13 protein-coding genes and 4 tRNA genes are annotated in these 12,584 nt (G+C 42.3%); 12 read left to right on the forward strand and 5 right to left on the reverse strand.

The genetic code is table 11. The annotated features are described in order from the left end of the window. Window positions 1-5 precede the first annotated feature (5 nt). Window positions 6-344: a BON domain-containing protein gene (locus tag L1266_RS06230; RefSeq protein WP_054551241.1), complete on the reverse strand. Its 339-nt coding sequence runs from the start codon at window positions 342-344 to the stop codon at window positions 6-8. A gap of 221 nt (window positions 345-565) precedes the next feature. After that, entirely contained in the window at window positions 566-1,798 is a 1,233-nt protein-coding gene (gene srmB, locus L1266_RS06235) for an ATP-dependent RNA helicase SrmB (protein ID WP_055198154.1), read from the reverse strand. Between the two features lie 76 nt (window positions 1,799-1,874). Here srmB and L1266_RS06240 point away from each other — a divergent pair, with 76 nt between their 5' ends. Then, entirely contained in the window at window positions 1,875-2,573 is a 699-nt protein-coding gene (locus L1266_RS06240; protein ID WP_235377100.1) for a tRNA1(Val) (adenine(37)-N6)-methyltransferase, read from the forward strand. 3 nt (window positions 2,574-2,576) lie between these two features. Here L1266_RS06240 and L1266_RS06245 read toward each other — a convergent pair whose 3' ends face one another. Together L1266_RS06245 and L1266_RS06250 are read right to left on the reverse strand one after the other, a co-directional pair. After that, window positions 2,577-3,260 (reverse strand): hypothetical protein, encoded by a 684-nt coding sequence (locus L1266_RS06245; protein WP_054551244.1) that lies wholly within the window; start codon window positions 3,258-3,260, stop codon window positions 2,577-2,579. Between the two features lie 58 nt (window positions 3,261-3,318). Further along, window positions 3,319-3,753 carry a hypothetical protein gene (locus L1266_RS06250; protein WP_199530125.1) on the reverse strand — a complete coding sequence of 145 codons (435 nt, stop codon included), beginning with the start codon at window positions 3,751-3,753 and terminating at the stop codon, window positions 3,319-3,321. 104 nt (window positions 3,754-3,857) lie between these two features. Here L1266_RS06250 and L1266_RS06255 point away from each other — a divergent pair, with 104 nt between their 5' ends. Then, on the forward strand, window positions 3,858-4,286 hold the full coding sequence (locus L1266_RS06255) for a DUF2147 domain-containing protein (protein ID WP_235377101.1): 429 nt from the start codon (window positions 3,858-3,860) through the stop codon (window positions 4,284-4,286). 42 nt (window positions 4,287-4,328) lie between these two features. Here L1266_RS06255 and fldB read toward each other — a convergent pair whose 3' ends face one another. Next, window positions 4,329-4,850 carry a flavodoxin FldB gene (gene fldB, locus L1266_RS06260; RefSeq protein WP_235377102.1) on the reverse strand — a complete coding sequence of 174 codons (522 nt, stop codon included), beginning with the start codon at window positions 4,848-4,850 and terminating at the stop codon, window positions 4,329-4,331. Window positions 4,851-4,978: 128 nt separating this feature from the next. On the opposite strand from fldB, the gene xerD reads away from it, so the two are divergent. From xerD to L1266_RS06310, 10 genes are all read left to right on the forward strand, one after another. Then, a complete protein-coding gene (xerD, locus tag L1266_RS06265) occupies window positions 4,979-5,866 on the forward strand; it encodes a site-specific tyrosine recombinase XerD (protein WP_442960594.1) in 888 nt (295 codons plus the stop codon). 59 nt (window positions 5,867-5,925) lie between these two features. After that, window positions 5,926-6,660 (forward strand): bifunctional protein-disulfide isomerase/oxidoreductase DsbC, encoded by a 735-nt coding sequence (gene dsbC / locus L1266_RS06270; protein WP_138599639.1) that lies wholly within the window; start codon window positions 5,926-5,928, stop codon window positions 6,658-6,660. 76 nt (window positions 6,661-6,736) lie between these two features. Further along, on the forward strand, window positions 6,737-8,458 hold the full coding sequence (gene recJ / locus L1266_RS06275) for a single-stranded-DNA-specific exonuclease RecJ (protein ID WP_054551250.1): 1,722 nt from the start codon (window positions 6,737-6,739) through the stop codon (window positions 8,456-8,458). A 143-nt stretch (window positions 8,459-8,601) separates the two neighbouring features. Next, window positions 8,602-9,700, forward strand: a protein-coding gene (gene prfB / locus L1266_RS06280) for a peptide chain release factor 2 (protein ID WP_105181232.1) whose coding sequence is annotated in 2 segments (ribosomal slippage) — window positions 8,602-8,676 and window positions 8,678-9,700 — 1,098 coding nt in all. Because the reading frame shifts where the segments join, the coding sequence is not laid out codon by codon here. 26 nt (window positions 9,701-9,726) lie between these two features. Further along, a complete protein-coding gene (gene lysS / locus L1266_RS06285) occupies window positions 9,727-11,262 on the forward strand; it encodes a lysine--tRNA ligase (protein ID WP_054551251.1) in 1,536 nt (511 codons plus the stop codon). Window positions 11,263-11,513: 251 nt separating this feature from the next. After that, window positions 11,514-11,711 (forward strand): hypothetical protein, encoded by a 198-nt coding sequence (locus tag L1266_RS06290; RefSeq protein WP_054551252.1) that lies wholly within the window; start codon window positions 11,514-11,516, stop codon window positions 11,709-11,711. Between the two features lie 112 nt (window positions 11,712-11,823). Further along, window positions 11,824-11,916: transfer RNA gene (locus L1266_RS06295), tRNA-Ser, on the forward strand. Between the two features lie 37 nt (window positions 11,917-11,953). Beyond that, window positions 11,954-12,030: transfer RNA gene (locus L1266_RS06300), tRNA-Arg, on the forward strand. Between the two features lie 55 nt (window positions 12,031-12,085). After that, window positions 12,086-12,162 (forward strand) — tRNA-Arg (locus L1266_RS06305). Between the two features lie 61 nt (window positions 12,163-12,223). Continuing rightward, window positions 12,224-12,300, forward strand: a tRNA-Arg gene (locus L1266_RS06310). The last annotated feature ends 284 nt before the right edge of the window (window positions 12,301-12,584 follow it).

Raw genomic sequence — 12,584 nt, forward strand, 5'->3', positions numbered from 1 at the left:
TAACCTTAAAGTGTCGGGTTGTTTAATGCGTTCACTTTAAGGTTATTTCTGATCTGGGTTACACCATGACTGTGCTCCAAAAATTTCTGCGCTAAAGCACGTTGAAATCCTGTTTCTGCAATTCCTTTTAATTCAACAGTATTGCCATCGATAATCACCTGAAGATGCTTAATCTTAAAATTCGGATTATTTGTTAACTTTTTCAGGGCCATTTGTTGTAGGCGAGGTTGTGCCGATGTGCTGGTTGTTAGCACGCTAGTATTGGCACTCACATTCGTTGCGCAAGCAAGTAAAAAAATACAGCTTAATAAAGTAATTACTATGGTTAATTTGAAGCGGCTCATACAATTCCCTCGTTGTTCTAGTCTGCTGTGAACTATTGCTGAACCAGTTACAATTATTATTCCATTTTTTAAGTTTTTGAATTTAATTGACTTTCTATTTTTGCCGGTCTGTATGGGTAAGAAAGTGTGAACTAATTACACACTAAATAAGTAAAAAGGGTAGGGTACAAAAATGCCGAGGCAAGCTCGGCATTTTTACTTTTATGATGTTAAAGTTAAAACTACTTTTTCTTCTTCGTTTTAGCTTTGGCTTTTTTCTTTGCCTTCATTTTTACTGGATCTTTTTTCTTCTTAGATGGGATCTTCGCTTCTTTGTGCTGTGGCTCAAGCCCTTTAATTACGCGGCGTTTAAGCTTTTGCTCAATGTAGCGCTCAACTTTACCAACAATTGCCACATCATGAGCTTCAATAAATGATATCGCAATGCCTTTTTTACCAGCACGGCCAGTACGTCCTATACGGTGTACATATACGTCTGCGGTGCGTGGCATATCAAAGTTAATAACATGGCTGATATCAGCAACATCAATACCACGAGCAGCAACATCTGTTGCAACTAGGATATTGTTGCGGCCAGAGTGAAAGTTTTCCATCGCTTTCATGCGCTTATCTTGTGGCATTTCACCGCGTAACCAAGCAACACGAAGACCTTCGTTATTTAGCTCGCCAACCAGTGTCTCAAGGCGTTCACGAGTTTTAACAAACACAATTGCTTTATGAATGTCGTCACCATTTAACGTTTCAACCAACATTTTTAGCTTGTGGTCGTAGTCATCCGCAAGGTGAACCCATTGATGGATTTTGCCTTTTTCTTTACGTGAAGATTCGGCTTCAAGCAGTGCCGGATCGTTTAAGATTCGCTCTGCAAATAACTCAACGCTGTCACCTTCAAGGGTGGCTGAGAATAAGAAACATTGACGGCGGTTACGTGCTTCATCACAAATGCGTAGCATTTCTTTACGAAAACCCATGTCTAGCATGCGGTCAGCTTCATCAAGAATAAGCATTTCAACGTTTTCAGCATGGAAGTTCTCTGTTTCGAGGTACTCCATTAAACGCCCTGGTGTGGCAATGAGAATATCGTTATTGCTTTCGAAAATTTCTCTGTGTGTCCCGTAGTTTATACCACCTGTCACAACCCCAATTTTAAGATGAGTTTGTGCTGCGAGTAATTCACATTGCTCATGAATTTGGTAAGCAAGCTCACGGGTTGGTGTCATGATCAATACGCGTGCAAAGCCAGGATCGCGACGCGGGAAATCAAGCAAGTATTGAATTGCAGGGATCAAAAACGCGGCTGTTTTACCCGTACCAGTAGGGGCAGATGCCAAAATATCACGACCTTGAAGTGCTTCAGGGATCGCTTGTTGTTGAATACTGGTTGGCGTATCAAAACCCATTTTATTAATGGCATTTAACAGCTTGTTATCGATATCAAATTCAGAAAATTGCATAGAGTGACATAAATAGAGGACAATTGAGCCTAATTATACGCGTTAACGCGGCTGTGGTGAATGAAAAGGTGAAAAAATGTCAGGCTTTGTGTTTAAACAATTTACGGTAACGCAAACGCGCGCAGCGATGAAAGTATCGACCGATGGTATTTTGTTAGGGGCGTGGGCTGATGTGAGTGGTGCTAAGCACATTTTAGACATTGGTACAGGCACAGGGTTGTTGGCGTTAATGGCAAAACAAAGAATGCCTGATGCAAAAGTAAGTGCCATTGAAATTGATTCTGATGCCTGTAATGATGCTCGAGACAACTTTGCGGCTAGCCCTTGGCCTGATATAAACCTTTTCGAAGGAGCTGTGCAGTCATTTAGTGCAGCAGAGCCTTTTGATACAATCATCACCAACCCGCCGTATTTTAATGCGAGCCTAAAAGGTGAAAACCATGCTCGAAACACTGCCCGCCATACTGACGGCCTTAGCTTCAACGAATTAATAGCGACATGTACTAGGCTCAGTCATGGCAAAACGCGCTTGAATGTGATCTTGCCTTGCGTAGAGGCACAACAATTCATTGCTGTTGCCGAGCAAGCTGGCTGGTACTTAAACCGCCATTGCTTGGTTCGCACCACCGACAAAAAGCAAGCGAGCAGAAGCCTGATGCTATTCAGCCAAAACAACGGTGAATGCGAAACAACGTCGTTAACCATACATGCAGCTGATGGCAGCTACAGCCAAGATTATAAGGAGCTATGTAAAGCTTTTTACCTAAAGATGTAATGGTTATTCAGCAATGCTCGCTTCAAGGCCATCTTCACTTAAGAGCAAGGTATATGACTGCCCATATGATGCGTCGCAGATTGAGACGGGTTCATAGACTCGCTTATCCTCATCGTTAATTCTTGATATTTTCAAGTCATCAGCGCAGTCATCAATGTGGTACCAGTAACTTAATTGATTCTGATATAAATTAACGAGTTGTTTTTCGACTTTTAAGCGAAGGTTTTCAGTTGCGAGAATACGAATCGCAAAAAAGTCATCTTTATTATCATTGGCTTTTTTGACGAGTGTTAAACGGAGCTTTTCAGCATTTTGCCAAGCAATAAAATGATAAGGTTGATCTTGAGCTACCTGATACATCTGTGTGGCTGAGTTACTTGTGTCGCTGTGATCGACTACATAAAAGGAAATACGACTGCGTTCATTGTGAGCATGTGTTACATCAACGGGAGGTGATTGCGATGCAAGCGTATCAACATAGTATTTAGAGTCTTTAAACTCTTGAGCATCACCAAATAAATCAGTGTTCGCCATGTAATAATCCACTTCTAAATCAGTGGTATTTACGAGCGTGTAATTGTTCTCATACATTTCGTCGCCAAAGTTATGAGTTTCTTCAACTTCTAATTCATCACACCCTGCGAGCAAAATGCTTGCGGCAGCTATTATTGGTAGCGCACTTTTCATTGTTATTCCTTTTACAAATGAAGGAGCTGTTTAGGCTAAACAAAAAGTCATTGTACCTTTATTGTTTGCTAAATTGTACCGGTGGTTGTAATTGCATGACTTCATCAAGCTGAATTTGCTGAACATATTCAAGCTTTAATAGGGTATCTAATACAGCTTTACTGTGCGACTTTTCTATTTCGGCGCTGCAAAAATCAATAATGCTAAAGCGGCGCTTGATCAGCAGACCTTCGATGTCAGGTAAAGGATGTGTGGTTTCAATTAGCACGCGGGTCGTAGGGCAGGGATCGGCATAGCCTGAGCGTAATAATTTTTTTAAATTAAATAAGTTATCATCAAGCCGACCCAGCTCAATGGCGGCTTTGGCGCTGTCAGGAATAAATAATGGCTCAGCAAAGCGATTTATTTTTATTTCGCCCGTGGCGTTAATTGTAGCAACCTGATTACTGTCGTAACTGACAATATCACCGGTAATTAATGTGAACTGACTCATTGTGTTCCCTCGCAATGTTGTGTCGATTTCAGAGCTAAGCTAAATGGTGTGTTTGCTTAAGCCCTGATATAGTGCCAAAGTCTTAAGTTTTATACGAGTTTTTTATGTTCCGTTTATCAATTGTTTTATCTACCTTATTATTTTCTCAGTTGAGCTTTGCCGCATTGACGCCAGTGGGTCTTTGGAAAACTATTGACGAAGAAACGAATGAAGCGAAATCTTTAGTACGTATCAGTGAGCAAGATGGTGTATTGGTTGGTAGTGTTGAAAAAATCCTTAACCCAGCCAAGCAAGACGCAATCTGCGAAGAGTGCAAAGGCGATAAGAAAAATCAGCCAATTTTAGGGTTACAAATTATAGAAGGTTCTAAAGATGCCGGTGATGGTAGCTGGCAAGAGGGTGAAATTCTTGACCCGAACAATGGTAAAACCTATACCCTTAAACTGACGCCAGAAGAACAAGGTAAGGTGCTTGAAGTACGCGGCTATATTGCATTTTTCTATCGAAATCAATATTGGCAACGCGTTGAATAACCATTAAAAAAGCCAAGCAATGCTTGGCTTTTTATTCATGGCTTACAAGCTTTCACTGTACTCAGTCATGACTTGTTCAACCCAGCTTGCGATACGTTCATCGCTGAGCTCATATTGGCTGTCTTCATCAAGGGCTAAGCCAACAAATTGTTTGCCATCTTCAGTGAGTGCTTTTGAAGCCTCAAATTCATAACTTGCATCGTTAGGCCATTTTCCTAGCAAGGTAATGCTTTGATCACAAACTTCATCGTGTAACATGCCAAGTGCATCTTGGAACCACTGACCATAACCTTGTTGATCGCCCATACCAAACAGAGCCACGGTTTTGCCGTTTAGGTTAACATCTTTAATGTCATCCCAGATTGATTCCCAATCTTCTTGCAACTCACCAAAATCCCAAGTTGAAATGCCGAAGATCACGAAATCAAATTGCTCTGCATTTTTTAATGGCTCATCTTTGATATTGTGAAGGCTCACGATGTCGTGACCAATAATATCGCGAATTTTCTCTGCCGCTATTTCTGTGTAGCAGGTTGTAGAACCATAAAATAAACCAATCTGCATCGTATTTATCACTGTGTATTTGCCTGATATGATAGGCGTAAGTTTACCGTAAGGTATAATCAATTGATACCTTGATAAGGATGAGAGTACGCGTGGCTGATAATAATTCACAAGCCCAAAAAGGGGTAATAACAGCAAATAACGCCGAACATTTAGAGTTATTTTTAGATACGCTGTATCTTGAGCAGGGAGTCAGCGAAAACACATTAGCCGCTTATCGCAGTGACCTTGAAAAGTTTTGCCAATTTTTAAAAGATAAAGACCTGCTAGCCGTTCGCTCAGATGATATTGAAGCGTATTTAGCATACCGTGTTGATTTAGGACTGAAGTCGCGCAGTACAGCGCGAAGCATCAGTGCACTTAAGCGTTTTTATCAGTATTTTGTACGCGAAAAAGCCATTGCTGATTCGCCGATGGTCAGTATTGCTCAGCCAAAAGCAGGGCAGTCATTACCAAAAACACTGTCAGAAGCAGAAGTAGAAGCTCTGCTTGCAGCCCCAGACATAGAAGATGCAATGGGGCTTCGTGATAAAGCCATGCTGGAGCTATTATATGCCACAGGGCTTCGTGTCACTGAGCTGGTGGGACTTAGAATGGAGCAAATTAATTTGCGTCAAGCGGTGGTTTTTGTAAAAGGTAAGGGTAATAAGGAGCGCTTAGTTCCCCTAGGTGAAGAAGCAATGTACTGGCTTGAGCAGTTTTTAAAAGTGGGCCGTTCGCAAATGATTAAACATGCCACTGACTTTGTGTTCCCATCTAAGCGCGGGATTGGCATGACACGACAAACTTTTTGGCATCGCATCAAACACTATGCTATTTTGGCATCAGTTGAATCGCCGTTATCACCGCATACGCTCAGACACGCGTTTGCAACGCATTTGCTTAATCATGGGGCGGACCTTAGAGTCGTGCAAATGATGTTAGGTCACAGTGACTTATCAACAACACAAATTTATACCCATGTAGCGAATGAAAGATTGAAGTCGGTACACGAGCAACATCATCCACGTGCTTAGTGCAAGATTTTTAAAGATGTACCGGTCTATATAAAAAATGATCAGGATATAGGATATTTATGAAAAAGTTAGTTTTAGCCACAGCACTACTAGGCACAAGCTTAAATGTGTTTGCCAATGGCGTATCAACAACAGACGCTGCTGATGCCCCTATCATTGCTAAGTTTGCTGAATTAGGCGTAACCGTTAAGCAAATCAACCCAAGCCCAGTGGCAGGTCTTAAAGAACTAATTACTGACAAAGGCGTGTTGTACGCAAGCCCTGACGGTCAATTTCTAATGCAAGGAACACTGATTGACCTTAATAATCGAGTTAATTTAACAGAGCATGCTCTAAGTGACGTTCGTAAAGAAGGTGTTGCTGAGTACGAAGACTCTATGATCGTTTACAAAGCGAAAGACGAAAAGCATTCGATCACAGTATTTACCGATATCACCTGTGGTTATTGTCGTAAATTACACCGTGAACTTGATGACTTCTTAGACGCGGGTATCACGGTTAAATACCTTGCTTTCCCACGTGGTGGTTTACGTGGTAAAGGTTACCAAGATTTAATGAATGTATGGTGTGCTAAAGACCCTGCTGAAGCATTAACAGAAGCAAAAGCGGGTGCAGAAGTCGCTGCCGTGCCTGGTTGTAACGCACCAATTGCAGAGCACTACCAGCTAGGTCAAAGCTTTGGAATGTCGGGCACACCGGCAATTATTTTAGAAGATGGTACCATGATCCCAGGTTATCAATCAGCTGCGCAAATTAGCCAAGCGCTTGATGCTTTACCAAAAACATCTTCATAACTGATTTTTTAACGAAAAGGCCTATTTGTCGTAGGCCTTTTTTATTTGTCTTAAGCAAAGAAGTACCATTTCCGACATGGAAAAAATAATTCAAGCTCGTCCTCATGTTGATGATTCGCATTTACCACACCATTTACATCCTGTAATTAAGCAAATATATGCGACTCGACAGGTGCAAAGTGCCACTGAACTCGATAATAGCGCTGCAACATTACATGACTTTAAGCTGTTTAAAGATATCGACAAAGCTGTTGTGCTATTGCAACAAGCGCTAGCTGATCAAAGTCGCGTGTTAATCGTCGGTGACTTTGATGCCGACGGTGCAACCAGCACAGCAACCTTAATGCAAGGCCTTGCTATGTTCGGCTTAAAGAACCTTGATTACTTGGTACCAGACAGATTCAGCCTAGGTTATGGCCTAAGCCCCGCACTTGCTGAGCAAATAGTAACCATGCAACCCGAGCTTGTGATCACCGTTGATAACGGTATTTCATGTATCGATGGCATTGCCATTGTAAAGCAAGCAGGTATTAAGGTGCTGGTAACTGATCATCATTTACAAGGTGAAGCCCTACCAAATGCAGATGCTATCGTGAATCCGAATCGCCATGACTGTCAGTTTCCATCGAAATCGATAGCAGGCGTTGGGGTGGCTTTTTATCTGCTGATTGCTTTACGTAGCCACTTACGTGAACAAGGGTATTTTCAGCAAAATCCAATGCCAAATTTGGCTGAGTTACTTGATATTGTAGCCCTTGGTACCGTTGCCGATGTGGTCGCGCTTGATGCCAATAACCGAACCTTAGTTCATCAAGGTTTAGCACGTATTCGCAGTGGTAAAACACGCCCTGGTATTAGTGCTCTCATTGAAGTGGCAAATCGCAATGCGGCCCGTTTAAGCGCCAGTGACTTTGGTTTTTCATTGGCACCACGCTTAAATGCAGCAGGGCGTTTAGATGATATGAGTTTAGGTATAGCCTGTTTGTTATCAAGCGATATAAACCAAGCTCGCCGTATTGCCAGTGAGCTCGACAGCCTCAATCATGAGCGCCGTGAAATAGAGCAGGGTATGCAAACTGAAGCACAAGCGGTGCTTGATCGTTTAGCATTTAAAACCGAGTCAGTGCCTGATGCCATTTGTTTATACCAAGCTGATTGGCACCAAGGCGTGATTGGTATTTTGGCTGGCCGCTTAAAAGAAAAGTATCACCGCCCGACGATTATTTTTGCAGCGGGTGATAACGGCGAAATAAAAGGCTCTTGCCGCTCTATTGAAGGGCTGCATATGCGTGATTTACTCGAGCGAGTAAATACACTCTACCCGCATTTGATCAGTAAATTTGGCGGCCATGCCATGGCAGCGGGGCTGAGTATCAATGAGCAGTGTTTTACTGAATTTAAAACCGTGTTTGAGCAAATGGTGACAGACACACTCACTGAAGAGCATAAGCAAAGTATTTTACTTACCGATGGTGAATTACCTAATGAGTGCTTTTCGATGGAGTTTGCAAACCAGCTAAAAAATGCCGGCCCCTGGGGTCAGCAATTTCCAGAGCCAGTGTTTGAACATGTATTCGAAGTAATACAGCAGCGCATTGTCGGTGAAAAACACTTAAAACTAGTTTTAAAACATCAGTCTGGACGATTAGTTGACGGTATTGCATTTGGTGTTGATGTGCGTGCATGGCCAGATACCGAAGTGCGTTATGTGAAAGCTGCTTATCAACTCGATATAAATGAATTCCGTGGTAAATTCTCGTTACAGTTGATTATTCGAGAGCTACAAAAAGCGACATAAAAATATCGTTATAATCGACATAAAAGGCTAATAAAACGCTCGGTTTTTTGTTAAAATCGGGCGTTTTTAATATTTGTAGATAATTTACCGTATTTATTGTCGATAACGGTGCGCGGTAAATCAGCCATTTTGGAGTAATGTACATGTTTGAAGTGAATCCTGTGATTAATCAAATCAAGGAAATTCGCGAACGTACTGAACTGCTTCGGGGGTACCTTTGACTACCCTCTTAAGAAAGAGCGGTTAGAAGAAGTTAACGCAGAACTTGAAGATTCAGCAGTGTGGAATGAGCCAGAGCGAGCTCAAGCACTTGGCCGTGAAAAGTCGGCACTCGAAGCTATCGTTGAGACCATTGATAATCTAGTGTCTGGTACCGAAGATGTTGAAGGTTTAGTCGAGCTTGCTGTTGAAGCAGAAGATGAAGAAACCTTCGCTGAAGCTGAAGCTGAATTAGGCGATTTAAACGCACAGCTTGAAAAGCTAGAGTTCCGTCGTATGTTCTCAGGCGATCATGACCAAAACGATGCTTACCTTGATTTACAATCAGGCTCTGGCGGCACTGAAGCCCAAGACTGGTGCAACATGCTACTGCGTATGTATTTACGTTGGGGTGAAGCAAAAGGGTTTAAAGTTGAACTGGTTGAAGCAACTGATGGTGATGTGGCTGGTATCAAGGGCGCAACAGTGCGCTTTGTTGGCGAATATGCATACGGTTGGTTACGTACAGAAACAGGTGTTCACCGTTTAGTGCGAAAGAGCCCGTTCGACTCAAGTGGTCGTCGCCATACCTCGTTTGCATCGGCATTCGTTTACCCAGAAATCGACGATAATATCGAAATTGATATTAATCCGGCAGACTTACGTATTGACGTTTACCGCGCATCAGGCGCTGGGGGTCAGCACGTAAATACAACAGAGTCAGCGGTTCGTATTACTCACATACCAACTAACACTGTTGTACAGTGCCAAAATGAGCGTTCACAGCACAAGAATAAAGACCAAGCAATGAAGCAGTTAAAAGCGAAATTGTTTGAACTTGAAATTCAAAAGCAAAATGCTGAGAAACAAAGCCAAGAAGATGCTAAATCTGATATTGGCTGGGGTAGTCAAATTCGTTCATACGTACTTGATGACTCGCGCATTAAAGACTTACGTACTGGCGTTGAAAACCGTAATACACAAGCGGTTCTTGACGGCGACTTAGATAAATTTATTGAAGCCAGCCTTAAATCTGGCCTATAACCACCAAGCTAAAAAAGAGCTAAAAAATGACTGATCAAATCCAAGACGAAAATAAGTTAATCGCTGAGCGTCGTGGCAAATTAGACGCAATCCGCGAAAATTGCCCAGCCAACGGTCATCCAAACCAATTCCGTCGTGAACATTACACGGCTGATTTGCAAGCTGAGTTTGGTGATAAATCGAAAGAAGAATTAGTTGCTGAGCAACATGTTGTATCAGTTGCAGGTCGTATTCTTGCAAAACGTGGTCCTTTCCTTGCGTTACAAGACATGAAAGGCCAAATTCAAGCGTACGCATCAAAAGACGTACAAAAAGAATTAAAAGCAAAATACGGTCAACTTGATATCGGTGACATCATCGGTGTTAAAGGCGCACTAAATAAATCAGGTAAAGGTGACCTTTACGTAGAAATGACAGAGTACGAGTTACTGACAAAGTCATTACGTCCGTTACCAGAAAAATTCCATGGTTTATCTGACCAAGAAACTAAATACCGTCAACGTTATGTTGATTTAATTACGAATGATGCGACACGTGAAACTTTCCGTATTCGCTCAAAAGTTGTTGAAGGTATCCGTCGTTTCTTAGCTGATCGTGACTTCATGGAAGTTGAAACACCGATGCTACAAGTGATCCCGGGTGGTGCGTCTGCACGTCCATTCGTAACACACCACAATGCACTTGATATCGACATGTACTTACGTATTGCCCCTGAACTTTACTTAAAACGTTTAGTTGTAGGTGGCTTTGAGCGTGTATTCGAAATCAACCGTAACTTCCGTAACGAAGGTTTATCAACGCGTCATAACCCAGAATTCACAATGATCGAATTCTACCAAGCATATGCGGATTACATTGACCTGATGAACATTACTGAAGACATGTTACGTACTGTTGCGACAGACGTACTTGGTTCACCAATTGTGGTAAACACAACGAAAGATGAAAATGGTGAAGTTGTTGATTCAGTAGAGTACGACTTTGGACAACCTTTTGCTCGTTTAACAATGAGCGAGGCTATCCTTAAGTACAACCCAGACTTTGATGCTGCGGTATTTAATGACCCTGAAAACCATTTTGAAGAACTTAAAGCGTACGCAAAGCAAGTACACGTTAAGATCCCAGAAAACTGCGTATGGGGCCCAGGTAAGTTCTTGTGTGAAATCTTCGAAGAGACTGCTGAGCATAAGTTAATTCAACCAACTTTCATTACCGCTTACCCGTGGGAAGTGTCTCCACTTGCGCGCCGTAACGATGAAAACCCATTTGTGACTGACCGTTTTGAATTCTTCGTAGGTGGCCGTGAATTAGCAAATGGTTTCTCTGAGCTTAACGATGCACAAGATCAAGCTGAGCGTTTTGCTCGTCAAGTTGAAGAGAAAGACGCAGGTGATGATGAAGCAATGCACTACGATGAAGATTACATTCGTGCGTTAGAGTACGGCTTACCACCAACAGCGGGTGAGGGTATTGGTATCGATCGTCTAGTGATGTTATTTACTGACTCACCAACAATTAAAGACGTGATCCTATTCCCACACATGCGTCCTCAAGCTGACTAATCAGCTAAATGTTCTGAAAACGCCGCTTTTTAGCGGCGTTTTTGTTATCAGAATTTTCTGATTTTTATTGCTCTCAATTTTTATATTTAATTGTAATTAGCTGATCTAAAAGAAAATGCTGAATTATTCTTCAAACGAAGTTACTAAGTTGTAAAGTTTTTCTACTAATTCTAAGTCCGATAGTATTATTTTTAGACAAGATATGACATCATTACGCCATTCTCTTCAACGTTTAAACGGACTTAATAATAATGACAAAAAAGCCTTCGCAGTCTTCAGTAGAGACAACGCCAAGCGAGCATCAACGTGAAGCTTTTTATCGTGCCTGCATCGCCGAATTCCAACAATTGGGTTATCAAGACCAATACCTAGCCGAATTAACAGATGAACTAATCCCACTGACGGGTCTTGAGCCGTTGAGTGATAAAGAAAAAACGACTAAAGGTTAAACAAAAACGAGTTGTTTTTGTGCGTTGTGGATAATCTATAACCATCTGTACGATTTTCCTTGAAAAGTGTTTGACATATTTCCTGAAGTCTTTATTATACGCCCCACAAGACGGAGAGGTGGCCGAGTGGCCGAAGGCGCTCCCCTGCTAAGGGAGTATAGGGTTTGTAGCTCTATCGAGGGTTCGAATCCCTCCTTCTCCACCATTTTTTTAAAATGGCATGTCTTGAAAGTAATATGTGTGGACGCGTAGCTCAGCTGGATAGAGTACCTGGCTACGAACCAGGCGGTCGGAGGTTCGAATCCTCCCGCGTCCGCCACTTTTTACTTTGACTCTGCTAGGAGAATAAATTAGCAATATTCAAATGTGCGTGTGGACGCGTAGCTCAGCTGGATAGAGTACCTGGCTACGAACCAGGCGGTCGGAGGTTCGAATCCTCCCGCGTCCGCCATATTTGAAAGCTCACATCGAGTATAAAGATAAATCATTGCAAGATTATAAAATGCAACTGCGGACGCGTAGCTCAGCTGGATAGAGTACCTGGCTACGAACCAGGCGGTCGGAGGTTCGAATCCTCCCGCGTCCGCCACTTTCTCTCATGTAGAGTTAAAGTGAAATAAACCGACGAAAGTCGGTTTTTTTGTGCCTGCAATTCGCGTAGGTGTGGTTGTAGGAGCGACTTCAGTCGTGAATAAACATACCGTTTTATTGCACCTTATTATTCTTTAGGCGACTTTGAACCACGCAGCCGGAGGTTCACTGTTTCAAAATACGTCCCGCGTCCGCCACTTTCTCTCATGTAGAGTTAAAGTGACATAAACCGACGAAAGTCGGTTTTTTTGTGCCTGCAATTCGCGTAGGTGTGGTTGTAGG

It is taken from the genome of Pseudoalteromonas sp. Cn5-37 (assembly GCF_021532495.1).
Classification (GTDB): Bacteria; Pseudomonadota; Gammaproteobacteria; order Enterobacterales; family Alteromonadaceae; genus Pseudoalteromonas; species Pseudoalteromonas simplex.